At 54.4% G+C, this 15,036-nt stretch carries 17 protein-coding genes and 1 pseudogene; 1 reads left to right on the top strand and 17 read right to left on the bottom strand.

All coding sequences use genetic code 11. The features are described 5' to 3' along the window. Positions 1–26: 26 nt before the first annotated feature. Positions 27–188, bottom strand: coding sequence for an SEC-C metal-binding domain-containing protein (locus tag PPTH39_RS00715; protein ID WP_232527611.1), 162 nt, complete (start codon positions 186–188; stop codon positions 27–29). Between the two features lie 426 nt (positions 189–614). Here PPTH39_RS00715 and PPTH39_RS00710 point away from each other — a divergent pair, with 426 nt between their 5' ends. Further along, complete coding sequence (locus tag PPTH39_RS00710; RefSeq protein WP_065874734.1) at positions 615–1,145, top strand: glyoxalase superfamily protein; 531 nt, start codon at positions 615–617, stop codon at positions 1,143–1,145. Between the two features lie 83 nt (positions 1,146–1,228). On the opposite strand, the gene tnpC is transcribed toward PPTH39_RS00710, so the two are convergent. From tnpC to PPTH39_RS00630, 16 genes and pseudogenes are all read right to left on the bottom strand, one after another. Next, positions 1,229–2,755 (bottom strand): IS66 family transposase, encoded by a 1,527-nt coding sequence (gene tnpC / locus PPTH39_RS00705; protein WP_098950583.1) that lies wholly within the window; start codon positions 2,753–2,755, stop codon positions 1,229–1,231. A gap of 49 nt (positions 2,756–2,804) precedes the next feature. Next, positions 2,805–3,140 carry an IS66 family insertion sequence element accessory protein TnpB gene (gene tnpB / locus PPTH39_RS23620; RefSeq protein WP_065874732.1) on the bottom strand — a complete coding sequence of 112 codons (336 nt, stop codon included), beginning with the start codon at positions 3,138–3,140 and terminating at the stop codon, positions 2,805–2,807. After that, positions 3,137–3,454 (bottom strand): IS66-like element accessory protein TnpA, encoded by a 318-nt coding sequence (gene tnpA / locus PPTH39_RS00695; protein WP_098950582.1) that lies wholly within the window; start codon positions 3,452–3,454, stop codon positions 3,137–3,139. Before tnpA ends, tnpB begins: the two co-directional genes overlap by 4 nt. Positions 3,455–3,777: 323 nt before the next feature. Further along, positions 3,778–5,058, bottom strand: a complete 1,281-nt coding sequence (locus PPTH39_RS00690; RefSeq protein WP_130871384.1) for a Y-family DNA polymerase — start codon at positions 5,056–5,058, stop codon at positions 3,778–3,780. Further along, positions 5,045–5,476 (bottom strand): LexA family protein, encoded by a 432-nt coding sequence (locus PPTH39_RS00685; protein WP_130871383.1) that lies wholly within the window; start codon positions 5,474–5,476, stop codon positions 5,045–5,047. The genes PPTH39_RS00690 and PPTH39_RS00685 overlap by 14 nt, the downstream gene beginning before the upstream one ends. A 499-nt stretch (positions 5,477–5,975) precedes the next feature. Further along, positions 5,976–6,422 (bottom strand): hypothetical protein, encoded by a 447-nt coding sequence (locus PPTH39_RS00680; protein WP_130871382.1) that lies wholly within the window; start codon positions 6,420–6,422, stop codon positions 5,976–5,978. Beyond that, positions 6,412–8,433, bottom strand: coding sequence for a hypothetical protein (locus tag PPTH39_RS23615; RefSeq protein WP_130871381.1), 2,022 nt, complete (start codon positions 8,431–8,433; stop codon positions 6,412–6,414). The genes PPTH39_RS00680 and PPTH39_RS23615 overlap by 11 nt, the downstream gene beginning before the upstream one ends. After that, positions 8,430–10,166: a site-specific integrase gene (locus tag PPTH39_RS00670; RefSeq protein ID WP_130871380.1), complete on the bottom strand. Its 1,737-nt coding sequence runs from the start codon at positions 10,164–10,166 to the stop codon at positions 8,430–8,432. Before PPTH39_RS00670 ends, PPTH39_RS23615 begins: the two co-directional genes overlap by 4 nt. Beyond that, on the bottom strand, positions 10,159–11,472 hold the full coding sequence (locus tag PPTH39_RS00665; protein ID WP_130871379.1) for a site-specific integrase: 1,314 nt from the start codon (positions 11,470–11,472) through the stop codon (positions 10,159–10,161). The genes PPTH39_RS00670 and PPTH39_RS00665 overlap by 8 nt, the downstream gene beginning before the upstream one ends. Before the next feature lie 58 nt (positions 11,473–11,530). Further along, positions 11,531–11,854: pseudogene (locus tag PPTH39_RS00660) on the bottom strand (Y-family DNA polymerase); the annotation flags it as partial. Next, a complete protein-coding gene (locus tag PPTH39_RS00655) occupies positions 11,844–12,272 on the bottom strand; it encodes a LexA family protein (RefSeq protein ID WP_095000117.1) in 429 nt (142 codons plus the stop codon). The gene PPTH39_RS00655 and the pseudogene PPTH39_RS00660, both read right to left, overlap by 11 nt. A 105-nt stretch (positions 12,273–12,377) precedes the next feature. Then, positions 12,378–12,872, bottom strand: coding sequence for a GNAT family N-acetyltransferase (locus PPTH39_RS00650; protein WP_176464967.1), 495 nt, complete (start codon positions 12,870–12,872; stop codon positions 12,378–12,380). A gap of 11 nt (positions 12,873–12,883) precedes the next feature. Next, a complete protein-coding gene (locus tag PPTH39_RS00645; RefSeq protein WP_095023348.1) occupies positions 12,884–13,321 on the bottom strand; it encodes a GNAT family N-acetyltransferase in 438 nt (145 codons plus the stop codon). A gap of 4 nt (positions 13,322–13,325) precedes the next feature. After that, on the bottom strand, positions 13,326–13,811 hold the full coding sequence (locus PPTH39_RS00640; RefSeq protein ID WP_095000115.1) for a DUF2867 domain-containing protein: 486 nt from the start codon (positions 13,809–13,811) through the stop codon (positions 13,326–13,328). 45 nt (positions 13,812–13,856) lie between these two features. Beyond that, positions 13,857–14,252 carry a GFA family protein gene (locus PPTH39_RS00635; protein ID WP_095024628.1) on the bottom strand — a complete coding sequence of 132 codons (396 nt, stop codon included), beginning with the start codon at positions 14,250–14,252 and terminating at the stop codon, positions 13,857–13,859. Beyond that, entirely contained in the window at positions 14,252–14,899 is a 648-nt protein-coding gene (locus tag PPTH39_RS00630; RefSeq protein ID WP_095023346.1) for a class I SAM-dependent methyltransferase, read from the bottom strand. Before PPTH39_RS00630 ends, PPTH39_RS00635 begins: the two co-directional genes overlap by 1 nt. Positions 14,900–15,036 lie beyond the last annotated feature (137 nt).

Raw genomic sequence — 15,036 nt, 5'->3', positions numbered from 1 at the left:
AGCTCGGGAGTCGAGAAAGACACGTCTCAAGTGAAATCTCCTATATGGGGCACAAAGTGCCCCAGGCCTTGGAGTGAGGATAAGGAACATTTCTTGTACTTCTTCCCGCTCCCGCAGAGGCACGGATCGTTGCGACCTGACTTTTCGACTCGCAAGCTCCTCTCTGGGGTTTTGATCACGGACTCCATCCGCATGGGACTTTTCATGCCTTTGGTCAGCTCATCCAGCGCGGCGGAGCGAACCCAAGATGCATCGTAGGTCATGCCGAACTGAATATCACCCGCCGGGCTTAGCGAGACTCCAAACTACATGTTCGCCCTCTGAACGTACTTACGCTTGAGACTCCGAGGCGCTCGGCGATGTCTGCAACAGAGTATCCGCGCTCGATGACTGTATGCGCCCGGTTAACCCACCTTGCGTGATTTTACGCGGCCTGCTGGCACAAACTTTCGCCTTTATTAGTGGTTGTGTATGATCAGGGCTGGCCGATGCTGCCAGCCGCTCGCTCCGTAAAGGAAAGATGAAAGCATATTTATACAAACCACATCGTATCTCTCTTGATGGTCGAGGTTTGGCAAGGCGAGCACCAAAATGCTTCGACTCAAGGAGAAATAATGTCTTCAATCCAGAAAGCCAAACAGATGGCCAAGAGCCTGCGTGCTTCGTTGGAGAAGCGCAATCAGGAAGTGTCGCACTCCGTTGCACTCGAACTGGTGGCACAGCAACTGGGCTATAAGGACTGGAACGTAGCATCAGCGATGCTTCCGGATGAAAATCCTCAACCCGCTGTCACATTCGACAAAGCAATTCCCATATTGCGAATATTTGACGAAACCAAGGCCCGCGAGTTTTATTTTGATTTTCTGGGCTTCAGCGTCGAGTTTGAGCACCGATTCGAAGCGGATCTACCGCTGTATTTAGGGATCAATCGAAACGGGTTACAGCTCCACTTGTCCGAACATCATGGTGATGCCAGTCCAGGGTCGACGATATTTGTTCCGATGCAAAATATCGAAATGCTTCGTGATGAGCTACTTGGCAAACGGTACGGATACGGTCGTCCGGATATTGTCCAGCAGGGATGGGGGCAGGTTCTGGAGGTTTATGACCCTTTCGGTAATCGGATAAGATTCTGCCAAAGCTGAATCCGCTGGACGCTAGATTGGATCTGATCCGTCTCGGATCCTATAACTAGCGGAATAGCGCCTACCTAAATCCACTTCCGTGGTTAGGTAGGCGTCCACCCATGTGGCAACAACTGATCAACCTCACTCGCCCGTTGCGTCGGCAGGCGTGTAAGAACATCCTTCAGGTATGCATATGGATCATGCCCATTGAGCCGCGCAGACTGGATCAAACTCATGATCGCTGCGGCACGTTTGCCACTGCGTAGCGAGCCTGCGAACAACCAATTCGAGCGGCCAAGAGCCCACGGCCGGATTAGGTTCTCGATTTGATTGTTGTCGATGGGCACAGCACCATCTTCCAGGTAGCGCGTCAGCGCTATCCAGCGTTTGAGGCTGTAATCCAGAGCCTTGGCCGTAGCCGAACCCTCGGGCACAAGTTCGCGTTGGGCCAGCATCCACTCATGCAGTTTTTCGGCGATGGGCACCGCTGTTTCCTGGCGTAATCGCCAACGGTCTTCATCGCTCATTTCCTTGGCGTGTCGCTCGACTTCGTACAGCCCGCCAATCGAGTGAAGCGCCTGCTCCGCCAATTGGCTTTTATTGGCGACATGCAGGTCGAAGAACTTGCGGCGCGCATGGGCCATGCAGCCGATTTCGATGATGCCCAACTCGAAGCTGGCCTTGTAGCCGGCAAAGTCATCACAGACGAGCTTGCCGTTCCAGGTGCCCAGAAAGTTACGCGCATGTTCGCCAGCACGGCTGGGACTGAAGTCGTAGACCACGGCCTTTAAGGCCGAAAACGGCGTCGTGCTGTAGGCCCAGACATAGGCGCGGTGGGTTTTCTTCTCGCCCGGTGCCAGCATTGGTACCGGCGTTTCATCGGCGTGAACCACGCGCTGGGCCAGCACCACTTCGCGCAGTGCATCGACCAGCGGCTGAAGCTGCACTCCAGTTTGACCCACCCACTGCGCCAGTGTTGAGCGCGGGATAGCCAGGCCGGCACGGCCGAAGATCTTTTCCTGTCGATAGAGCGGCAGGTGATCGGCGAATTTGGCCACCATCACGTGGGCCAGCAGGCCCGCCGTGGGGATGCCCTTATCGATTACTTGCGGCGGCACCGGCGCCTGGATCAACGTTTCGCACTGCCGGCAGGCCCACTTCCCACGGACGTGATGTTCAACGGTGAACACGCCCGGCGTGTAGTCCAGCTTTTCGCTGACATCTTCACCGATGCGCTGAAGCTGGCAGCCGCACGCGCACTGAGTGCTGTCCGGTTCGTGATGGATCACAGTGCGAGGGAACTGCGGCGGCAGCGGCGCACGCTTGGGTTGCTGGCGTGGTTCTGTCTCTGCGGGCGCTGGATGAAGGGCTTTTAACTCGGCCTCGATGGCTTCGAGGTCGGTATTGAGCAGGTCATCAAGTAAGCTGCCTTGCGCCGGGCTGATCTGCTCGCTGCGCTTGGCGAACTTGTGCCGTTTGAGGATGGCGATCTCGTGAGTGAGCTGTTCAATGATCGTTTCATCACGATGGATCTTTCGGCCCATGGTGTCGACCTTGGACATCAACTGCGCAGCCAGTGCGCGCAGTTGTTCGGGAGTCATTTGGTCGAGATCGGGCAAGGAAGTCATGCCGTGGATTTTACCAAAGCCGTCCGAGTGCTAAAGCTGAAAGGAGCATTTAAAGCAATGTAATTGCGCCGCCCGCACCGACTCGTTGCCAAGGCAATCCAAGCACCAGCGCCTGGAGTTGTTCGGGGTCGAGTTCGACCTCCATCCCACGATGGATGCCTGGCCAATGAAACTTACCTTGGTTCAAGCGCCGCGCCGCCAGCCAGATACCGACGCCATCGTGCACCAGGACTTTCATCCGGTTCGCCCGGCGGTTGGCGAAGAGGTAAGCGCAGTGCGGCTTCGCCGCACCGAACACTGCGACCACTCTGGCCAACGCGGTCTCAGTGCCGGCGCGCATGTCCAGGGGCTCGGTGGCGAGCCAGATGGCATCGACACGAATCATTGGGCCAGGCCACGAATAAAACACGCGCAGCCGTCCGGATCCGAGGCTGGCCACTTTACGGTGATGGATTTATCACCCAGAGGCAGCGAGATGGTGACCATTTCTTCTGTTGCTCGCCTTGGTACCGCTTTTACTGGAACAAAAGCCGGCAAGGTTGCAGGCGATTGATCCCGGTAAGCAGGTAGCCACTTGCGGATCACGTTAGCGTTGATGCCGTGATGGATGGCCACGCTGGAAATCGTCGCTCCGGGTTGCAGACATTCCTGGACGACCTGGGCTTTGAATGGTTTGGGGTAAGAGCTTCGTTGGCGCATGAAAGTCCTAGCGATAAGGGCGATGGTGTCCGCTTAAAAATACGCGGACACCATCGCCCTTAATGCTGGAGTTCGGTAGGTGCCTTGGCCGGACGGTTACCGATGACTTGCCTGATTGCTTCTGCCTTAAATTCCGAGGTGAATCGTTGGGTGCTCATAGACTTCCTCCTATGCTCAAAGCATAGGCTGGAGATGTCTATGATGCAGGGGGCAGTCCAAGCATAGGCTGGAGGTGTCTACGGTGCCGGGGGCAGTCCACTTTGATGCATGGATGTGTCTACGGAACCCGTCGCGATTCAGTTCTTGTCATTGCCACCGTCGCCTCACTTGCAGTACACCGTCCAGAGCTGATCAACACGCGTAGTGAAACTCTGACTCATCATCTCCCTGCGCATGCCCCAAGCAGGATCTGAGGGCACCCTGGCAACACGTAGTGTCCCCCTGCCCCACCTACCGTTAATTGCATCCAACACGCTCATGACTTTCTCGGTTGCTTCAGGTTGAGAAACAGAGAAAAGGTCGCCGGTGAATTCGTTAGGCTGCCGCAGATCCATCAGCAGTATCTCCGCCTTGCTGAATTTAAATCCCTCCTGGAACAGCTCGCTCAGGGCCGCGACCGCAGCCTTTGTGATGACCCGTGTGTCGTCCGTTGGATATGGCAGCTCACAGATAACACCGCGAGCATATTTGGGCTCGTCGGGATTGAACATGCCGGTGCGTATGCTCACCCGTACCTTTTTGCAGAGAGAGTTTTGCGCCCTTAGCTTTTCACAGGCCCTGGCTGAATACGTAGCGACGGCCTCTCGGAGAGGTTCGATAGCAGTAAGACGGGTTCCGAACATTCGGCTGCAACAGATTTCCTGCTTCGGTGGATCTATCTCGTCCATCTCAAGGCAGGGAACACCTTGAAGCTCTCTAGCGGTTTTCTCGACCAATACACTGAACCGCTTACGTAAAGTCCAGGGATCGGCCTTGGCCAAGTCCCAAGCAGTGTTGATATCCATTCCCTTAAGATGTTCGGTCATTTTTCTACCGATGCCCCATACATCGCTGACGTCGCAGGCCTTTAACAGCTTGTCTCGGCGAACTGAGTCAGTGATGTCTACGACACCACCGGTTTGGAGTTGCCAACGCTTTGATGCATGGTTTGCGAGCTTGGCCAGTGTCTTGGTTCCGGCAATACCTACCCCCACAGGAATGCCGGTGTAACGAAGCACCTTCGAGCGTATTTGCCGGCCCAACTGCTCCAATGGCACAGTCATTCCGCTTAGGTCACAAAATGCTTCGTCGATGCTGTAGGCCATCGAATTTACAACCAGACTGTCGATAACGGTCATCACTCGCTGGCTCAAATCACCGTAGAGGGCGTAGTTGCTAGAGAAAGCCACAATCCCGTGCTGCGCGAGTTTGTCTCTGATCTGAAAGTAGGGCTCGCCCATCTTGATGAATGGCTTTGCTTCGGCGCTACGAGCAATCACACAGCCATCGTTATTGCTTAGAACTACAATGGGAACGCGGGCCAAGTCGGGCCGGAAGACACGCTCGCAGCTTGCATAAAAGCTGTTGCAATCCACTAGGGCAAAGCACGGTTTAGGCTCTTGCATGGGTGTGACTGTGAATGCTGTAGAGAACCACTCCCCAGATAAGCAGCTCATCGCTTTCAAAAATATATCTGGGCGCGAAGGTAGCGTTTTCGGAGTGAGGCTGCTCCCCATCTTTGCAAAGCGTCTTGATAAGCGGCTCATTGTTTGGCGCGGTGATGACTATTAAGCCAGGTTTCGCTTCGATAGCTCGGTCTACTACGACTAGATCACCATCGAAAATCCCGACGCCTTTCATGCTATCGCCACCAGCTCTAGCCAGAAAAACTTGAGGCAGACATAGCCCTAGAAGCTCGTCTAACGATATCTCTCGTTCGATGTGATCCTGTGCTAGTGAAGGAAATCCTGATGGGACAGTAAACGAGTAAAGCGGCAAGGCCTGCCCTGGAGTATCAATGTGCCCGAGATAATCAATCGACATATAATTCAACCAAAGTAGCTGTTCATATGTACAGTATAGCGGTCGAATGCTTAGGGCAAGACGGACTGACGAAATGCTCGTAAAAGGAGCCAAACATGGCAATGGCAATGAACTGCCGCGAAATTTGCCTGCCAATCAAAAAAACCTACGCCTAGCTGCTAGTCGCGGGTCGTACGTACCCAGGGTGCATATGATCGTGCCTGCGGGTTTTGGCTGGTACACCGTATTTGTAAAGCATGGGCACTGTGCTGGAGGCGCTGGCTGGACATCCTTACCCTGTAGCAGCTGTAAATGACAGGCAGCAATCGACCCTTACCTGCCTGTTTCCATCGGCGGATCGCAGCCAGTAGACAGGAAGCAGCTAGCCCGGAGCTGCCGGCTGAGATGCCTCAATCTAGCAGGTCATCTCTTTCCGGCTCACCGCATCAAGGTAGCAGCAGAGTGGTCGGAATAGGCCAGCCCCTACACCCAGGTGACTAGCTGCATGCGCACTGTTATCTCAAAGCTTTCTCGGCCCGCGCGTATCCAACGAAATTATATTCGACGCAGGCAGCTGTCGCTCAAGCTCAGCGATACGGTCATACAGCTCAAGGATTTTCGCATCCGCTTCGCTCAATAAGCTTGCGAGTTGGTCACGCTGCCGGGCAACTTGCTCAATCCGATCACGCAGGGCGCGGCTTTTCTGCCGGGCGAGAAGATTTACCTTGTTCAACGAAGGAGGCCGTTCCTCCGCATGTTGTTCCACGTAGGTTTTTATCTCTGCGATGAGACTCGGGAAACGAGATTTCTTAAGCGCCGACGGATCGCTCCCGGCCTCTTTGGCTACGTTGTTTTGAGTGACCGGTGTCCCCTTCGGTAGAAGCTGTGGCCTATTGAGTTTGAGGCGCTCAAAAGCGTCACGATATTGATCCGCCGCGCTGCGGCGAGTAGGGAGTTCAACGTCCATTTGCGCTCCCTACGACACGACGGAAGCTCTCTACGCTTCGCTGTTGAGCCATCAACGATTCCATTAGCGGACTCCCATCCTGAGCAGTAGCAAGCCGCTCTTTGAGTACATATTCAAGATCATCTACCACGCCCAATCGTTCTGAGTCATACAGCACATCAGGGCAAGGTTTTGCATCCACTGAATCACCGCCCCCGCAATGGGCAATGTTGTCAATTCCACCGTACGGACAAGGCTCGCGACTAGAGCAAACGCCAAGAATTATCGAGCGACAGGCGATCGTGCCTTTCTTTGCCAAACCAATCATCTTCTTCGCATCCTCTGGCGAAATCAGCCGAACGATCTCAGCCTTTCGTTTGTCTCCATGGGGACTGACAAAACGCTCACTCGTAAGCTGCTGTAACTCTCTTCCAAGCGTCTCGTACATTGTGCGAACGTACAGAGTGTGAGCCTTCTCCTCTAGGCGTATCCGTGAGTGATTTTGTCCGTAGTAAAGGCTCATCGCTCGTGTGGCGTGCTTGAGCTGGTACTGAAGCGAAGCATCACTTACAAGCCCGGAAGCTTGCATGTTCACTGCCCCAGTTCTACGCAACTGATGCCAGGCCAACGGCCATACAGCACCCACTTGATACTCCTCGGGCAATGAAGGGGTAGCTAGCCGGGCCAATTTCAAATCCTCAGGCGTGATACGCAAACGCTCTAAGTCAAAAAGCTTCCCGTATTTCACCAAAAGATCGGAATATGACTGAATGCTCGGCCTCAGTGAGTGATTACCTTTATTGCGCAACGAACTCCAAGGCTCGTAAGAAAAATCGGTCAAGTAACGCCCGGTGAGAACTCTCGCGACTTCGTGAGGTGCGTGTAGTGAGCGAAACAGAGAAATAACCTCCATCGCCTTCACTGCGACTGTCACAGATGGGGATGTGACCCAAACGGCGTCGCTATCAGAGAGCGTTTTTGTCGTCTGCCCACGTAACAAAAAAATGTCGCCGAAGCTCTTGTCGTGCTCTATGTCAAGGCACCCTGCTCGAAGATTCCATGCCTCCTCGACCCGCATGAGACTGAAGTTAAGGATGTAAGCTAATCCCGCGCCGTTGACCAGTCTCAGATAGCTAGTCAGCGCTGTTACTTGCAAGTCGCCACTTCGACCTACCCAACGTTCAAGTAGCTCAAAGATGCCGAAGCGTTTCGCGGTATCTGCAAACGCGCCGAGAAAACGAAGCCCCGTTTTAAAGCCCGAAAGCTGATTTTTATGGCCGCTAAAAGGCGGGGCATTTACGCACGCCGTTCTCTCCGAAACCCTCTGGTTATGTTCGTAGGCCGCGAAGCAGAACCGATAACAAGCTTCAACCTGTTCTCGATGGGACAGGAAGTCATCAAGGCACTCTCGCAACCGGGTGATTTGATAGCGCCAAATACGCGGAGGGATGTACGGTGTTTGAGCTGTGTAGTGAGTTGGAAAAAGCGCAGCCAGACGGGTCAGGGAGCCTGAATCCAGCAACGTAAACCCTACGGCATCCCTGGACGCGTAAAGCTCATGCATTAACGTCAGAAACTCGGTTTTTCTTGAGGTATTAAGAAAGGTAGGGATCCGCTCACATACGCGTGGAAAGTGGCTTAATTCGCTGGCAAGTATTCCTGACTCTTCGCAAAGAACAAACAGCCGCCGCATCTGGTCGAAACGCGTCTTAAGGGATCTACAGCCACGAGCGCCATACGGCCCATATAGCCACCAGCCAGTGATGATTCGAAGTAAATTTGCGTTCTTTGAGCTGATTGGCGCCGCTGACTTTTTGACTGGCCCATCACCAAAATTCAGCGTCAGTGCCTTCTTGGCCCATGGATCAAGCCTCCAAATTGGATCGCCCCAACGGCTTATTACTTTGCCCTGTGCATCAATTACGACCGGCCAATCAGGTGGCGGAGGCCAGCTCTCTGGACGGTAATTCGATGCCCCAGGAACAGCGAGAGGCGACTCGATAGAAAGCCCTAACGTCGTGAGCATGTTCATAGGGAAGGCCCCGCTGTAACTTCCGCAAGCCGAATAAATCCGTCCCAAGCTGGGTGATAGTCCTCCTCAGCTATGCGGGCCAGTGCCTCATCCACCCAAAGCCGACGCACCTCGCTACTCTCTTGAAAAAACCGTAACTTCGCACTCAGACGCTCGATTGCGAGCATTGCTGGATGGTCAGCCTCGTCAGATCTATCCTTGCAAGCTGGGCGATATCTAACTAGCTCCAAGCTCTTGAGCACTCGCAAACTACTCAGAGACCAGACGTGATCCTCGCTTTCAATATCCCGATGATTGACGCAGAAAAGGCAACCCGCTGCGTTAATACAATCGGGTTCAGGAGCATTAGTCGGAGCATACACGACCGATTCTGGTATCGGCGCGACACAAGTACCTGGAGCAGGTGAGCAAACGACGGGATCTGCTTGCCGATGAAATCGTGTGATTTCAATCATCGCAATTTGCGGATTGGGCTCGGCGTACACACGGATCAAAGTTTCAGCAGTGTGCTGTGCGATTTCGGCCACCAGTTCGGGGCGTTGCGACTCACGTAACAGCCAATTAATACGCGCACCCCGGAGCTTACGAGGTCGAACGAATCGAACATTTGAATCGGTGCAAACGCGCGCAGTAGCCGTGAACTGGGGAGCTTCTGAAATGAGACGTCCCCCAGGACGGACGAGAGGGAAAAGAAGTCCATCTGGATCGTCTGGAAACCACGTGTTTCGCCACTCAATGTAGCGTTCGAACCACTGCTTATAGCTTGAGAAAACGTCAAACAGCACTTCACCCTGACGGCGATTTTTGTAAGACCGCACTTGGTAACCATCGAGATGACTCGTGTAATGGTATTGGTCAATTCGAAGCTGATGCGCCTGGGATAAATTCATGCCGGTTTGTGCGATGAACATCAGCAACTCGGCTTCGATTCGTAGATTCACCGCCGGGTATCGAGTCTCGATTGAAACGTCAGCGTTCCGAAGTTCGCGGTTTCGAAGGATGTCCGCAATCTGGAATTTGGTTTGAGGTCGGCTCCGTCGTGACGCTGCCTTCTCTGTATCGCGCAAGCCGCACCAGATAGATAGCGTCGAACCCGACCGCAATTCTACATGGATGGGAAGCGGCCCCGTCATAGCTTCATAGGTAAGGGACGTACAGACGTCGGCAATGAATTGCCCAAATGAAAAGCTCTCTTCTAAACTTTGCTTATCAGCGCTCCCATTACTGGCCTTTCCGTTGCCTCTAGGCTTGCGAATTCGGGTGCTGTACAGAAGCGTCGAGCTTCGGCCTAGAACTCGGTCGAGCATCGTCGCGGTTAAACTTGCCGCGTCATATAACGATCCGGCAGCTAAATATCCTTCCACGCGATGACGCTGTAAAAGATGTTCAGCCCACCTCAGGTATTCCTCCGTGACCGTATCAATGCTCAACGGACGCTCGCACTGATCCACCCACTGGAAAAACTTCCTCAACGCACCAATCTTGTTATTTGCCGAAAAGCGGCTCCCCCCGCCGACAAGGTCGTCGGTCAAACAGTCATGAAGCTCCTTCACAAGCTCTACCCGTTCCAGCAAAAGATCACCTAAAACACCTGATGTGATTTCACTGCGCACGGTCTTCACTTTTGCCCCAGCACCACCGCTGTATAAAAGCGGTGCCAAATCCCATGGCGTCTCGGTTTTCCCGTACTCAAGCATTGGAAACGTCAGGTCTAAAGACGTCAGGTTACTCATTGCTCGCTCCCTGCCTTGAAGCAATTCCTGTAAACGCAGTCATGAAGCTGTTCGCAAGGGCCTGCTTAGCAGGTGCGGCCTGCACAAACTTAATGTATTTGAAGGTGGTGGCTTCCGAGTTTCGACCGTGAAGCAATGCATTGCTGACCATCGCAATCACTATCGCCACATCAGTGCAATTTGCTAAAGCGAGCATAGCTAGCTCAGTTCCGAAGGTGCACCGGGATTGGTGGAAGCGAAACTTCCTGAGCGCCTTGATGCCCGACGCGATGCCTAATTTTCTAAGCGATGACATCTCAACGTTTATGGCCGAGGATTGATCACTGTTGCGACGTCCGAAAGGGTTTCCGAAACGTGTCAAGAACACTAAGTCTTGATGCTCGCCAGCAGCAGATGCCTCGCGAGTCAACCTGCGAAGACCCTTGGCGTACTCCAAGACTTCTGAACACAACGCTTCGGGAATCCATACCTGGCCAGTTACACCAAATTTGGTATGCGCGGGCGGCGACGCACCTGGCCCTACGGATATTAGAAGCAGACCTTTAGCAGACGGATCATGTAGGGCACGCTCCAACGTATCGATACGAAGGTCACAGATCGTTCCTAGTCGCATACCCGTAAAGAAACCTAGAGCCAACATCAGATAAAGCTCGGGTGAGGCGTTCTGTTTAACGAAATCAAGAATGGCGTCTCGATCAACCGCAGACACAGGAAGTAGCCCACCTTCCAAAGTGATCCCAATGCGTTGTCGGTTTGGAATACCCAGATCGGTGGTGGTGCCAGCTAGCGTTCGCTCGAAGCCGACCTGGTCAAAGTATTTGATGAAATAGCGCTTGTCTTTCCACAGCGGCAATAGCGGATTTAGAAGGCCACGCCTCCTAACCCACCTGTAGAAACTGATGCAGTTACGCATGTACTCGGAAGCCGTGGCAGGACTGATATTACCAGCATCACGAGCCTTGATAAGCGCCCCACGGTACTGAACAAGACATCGATCAGCCTTTCGAGACGGAAACTCGAACCACTGAAGCCTGCGACTCTCCAAAAACTTCGCGTAGTTCAACAGCCCGTTCAGGTTGCTAGAAACGGTCTTAAGGAGTGCCTCACCATTGGTGACTCTCTCCATAGCCCAGAGATTGGCTTCTCTCCAGGGCAAGCCGTCTTCCCAGAATATTTGTGGTAATCCTTCGATCACTGCACGGGAGCTATTCAGCGAATAGGTAATCATGCGGTCTTTGACAGAAAGGTCATGCGGACTGAAGTGAATGTGTTCGACGGTAGGCAAGGGAAATCTCTGTAAGAACAAGCATCAATGTCCATGGGGACAAAATTTAACTTTAGACGTCCATAGTATGCAACTTATTCTTATCGATGCTGTAGACCTCGACAGCCGGCAACATCGCCTCGATCAGGCTCATGACACGCTCGCTCATGTCGCCATACAACGCATAGTTGGACGAGAACGCCACAATCCCCAGTTGCTCGAGCCGATCCTTGATCTGGAAATACGGCTCGCCCATTTTCACGTGAGGCTTGGCGTCATAACTGCGGGCGATCACGCAGCCGTCGTTGTTGCTCAGCACCACAATGGGCACCTTGGCCAGGTCGGGCCTGAACACACGCTCACAACTGGCGTAAAAACTGTTGCAATCGATCAGGGCAAAAACCGGCGCAGGCTTAGTGGCCATGGCTGCGCACGGTATAGGTAATCACGCCCCAGACTGTCAGTTCATCACCTTCGAGTACATACCGGTCCGGATACTTCGGGTTTTCGGATTGCAGCACAACGCTCTTGCCACGCAGGCACAGGCGTTTGCATATCGGCTCGTTATTGAGCAGCGCCACCACCACATGGCCATGCCCGGGCTCGATAGCACGGTCCACCACCGCCAGATCCCCGGAAAAAATCCCCACTCCCTGCATGCTGTCGCCGTCGATGCGCACCAGATACACATGGGGCGCACGGATACCGAGCAGTTCATCGAGGGAAATTTCCTTCTCGATATGATCCGCCGCCGGTGACGGAAACCCCGCGGGGACTTTGAAGGAGCAAAGTGGCAGGCGAACGCCATCTTCAGCAATGGGACCCAAGGAAGTGAAGCTCATGACGCACGCCTTACGATAACTGTATGAACATACAGTAAACTGCGTAGGATCATTCTGGTCAATTTTTCTGACAGATATTTCGACGAGAGGAGTGTGTAGCCGATTTCAGGGGCTGTCTGGAGTCACAACCCAGCACATCGTCTGCAACCTGATAGAGGGATGACTTGCCAAGGGTTCCCATTCATCCCTGAACCTGAACCCTTGCTTCAGGTAGAAGCTGGCAGCTCTTGCGTTGTCCGGGGCTACCTCGAGATAAACGTACTCATGCCCACCCTGCAGCGCCCGGGCCTTGACTGCGCCAACCAGCCGGGCGGCCACATCGGCGCCGCGCACGCCGGGCTCGACCCACATGCCGATCAAGTTATAGCGCCGGTTTTCGCTCACCCCGGCACCGATCATGCCCACCGCCTTGCTGTCCTCGATGGCCAGCCAGAATTGCGTCCCCGCCCCTGAATCAGCGCGCTCTTGCCACTGCTCGTCGGTGTAACTGGCCGCCGTTTGATAGCTCACGCCAAATGCCGTCGGGGCCTCCAGAAGCGCTGCCAGGCGAACCTGCTTCAACAGCATCCAGTCACTGGCTTGCGTCAATCGAATGTGCATACCCTTCCCTGCTACGTCCGTGATTTTTCAAAACGAACATCACCTTCAGGCAAATTCGCCACCGCCTGCCAGCCAAGGTGCCGATAAAAACCGCTGGCACGGCTGTTTTCAGCGGTCTCCAGCCAAATCGTGGGGTGATGCTGAAACAGAAACGCCTCGGCCTTCGCCATCAGTCTGCGACCCAGCCCGAGCCCCTCGAATTCGGCCAGGACAAATGCGGCAAAGACAAAGCCATCCTCGGCATCGGCCATGGCAAACCCCACCGTAACACCCTCGACCTCGGCCACCCAGATACAGGGAGCGGCTTCCATCGCCTGACCTATGGCGTCGGGGGTAATGCCCATTTCAGTTAACTGTTGGTGAGAAAGAGGGTTCTCCCTGACGCGGGTACGGATGACAAAAATTGTCGGGATATCTGCCTGATTGGCAAGTCTTATGGCTATGTTCATAAATTCAGGGCTCCATCCCTTGCAGCTTGCGCTTCAGGCGCTTGAGGTAGCTGTTGACAATAAGTTTGTGCGCCGGCCCCACCGGCAGCATATACAGACGGCCAAAGGTGTTATGGGTGACCACAGAGGAGGTGATTGTCAGTACCCGATCAGCCATCGACACACAGGTCATCACATCCAGATGCCGGTCACGCTCGGTCAGCACCAATACCTCGGGGGCGCTGTGCTCTACCAGAAAGAAATCCAGGTAGTCGCCTGCCTGCACGGCCTCGCGCCGGGTACCGGAGAAACCGCCAATGCGCTTTACGCCAAATAACGAAGAAATCCCGTCTCGGGTTCGAAACGCCAGGCGCATCAGCGGCCCCTGCCCGGCTGTCATCAGGTTCCAGGCTTGCAGCGCCGTGATCTGCACAGGCAGCAGCACCGATCTGCTGTCATGGTAATCAAGCTCGGGCAGCGGGCGCAGGGTATGCACAGATGCACGGGTCACTAACGGTTATCTCCCTGATAAAAGTTAAATAATGCCACTGAAGCCCTAGCGCCCCGGCTGCCATTGCGGGTAGACCGCAAGGTCTTCATGTTCAAGCCATGGGACATCATGCTCAGCCCAGATATGGTATTGCGGGCGATCGCCCGGGTCCTCTTCCAGGGTCGCAACACGAACAATCACAGCCGCGGCTGTGTCACGTTCAGCCACAAGGTGACAACCGCACAGCGAGCAAAAGCGCCGCAGCTTGCCGGGGGAAGACTCGTAGTTGCTGAGCTTTTCCTGCCCCCTCGTCCAATGGAAGTGCTCACGCAAAACACCGGCCGTGGTGACAAACGCAGCAGCATGGGTTTTGCGGCACGACTGGCAATGACAATGGCTTACAGGCAGGTCGATACGATCAATTTCATAGCCAACGGCACCGCAGGCGCAACTTCCCTTCATCACAGGCTCCTTTGTTCAGTACGGTATTTATCGTCGCCTTGCGGCTTGCTGGCAATGATATCGAAGCGGTGCCAGGCGATGTCCCCCTGCAAACTGGCACCCGGTTGCTCGAATTCGCGCAACAGATGCAGCTCAAGATTACCGCACAGCAAGCGCGCCTGCGCTTCGGTCTGAAAGGTCATATGGGCAAGTGCCGCCCAGCCGTGCCGTTCGCCAAACAGATGGCCGACAAATACACCACCCGGTTCAAGCGCCGCAGTAACAAGCCGCCAAAGGGTTTCAAAATATTCTGGCCGACAGAACGGCAAGGCGAGACCGGCATGGATCAATCTGGATGCAGGTAACTGCGTCAGCTGTTCAAAATCGCAGGCCAGGGTCGCCAGCCGCCCACCGCTGACACCTTGTGACAATGCAGATGTTCGCGCAATGGCGCCGGCTTCGCGGTCAATGGCCAGTACGTCCCAGCCTGCGGCCAGCAATTGCCGGGTTTCCATTCCGGCCCCACAACCCAGGTCCACGGCCTGACGTGAACCCTCATTCGCGCTGATCAGGTTCAAGGCCCTACTCAGCAAGGGCGATTGCCCGCGCTGTTCACTTGCCTGGTAATAGGCTTCCCAGTCACTCAACTCAAGTTCCTTCTTGATCATTACGCCTGTCACAGGCCATCTCAAAAACAGATGGATCCATCTGAATTCAGCACTACGAGTGTGTACCCAAGGCTGCCTAAGATAAGTCATAACTCCCTGATAATGCCGCCCGTTTTACGCGGTGCACAACAACCGGA

The organism is Pseudomonas bubulae (assembly GCF_900618535.1).
Lineage (GTDB): Bacteria > Pseudomonadota > Gammaproteobacteria > Pseudomonadales > Pseudomonadaceae > Aquipseudomonas > Aquipseudomonas bubulae.
The sequence above is the reverse complement of the archived record's forward strand: the minus strand, read 5'-3'. Positions and strand labels throughout refer to the sequence as shown.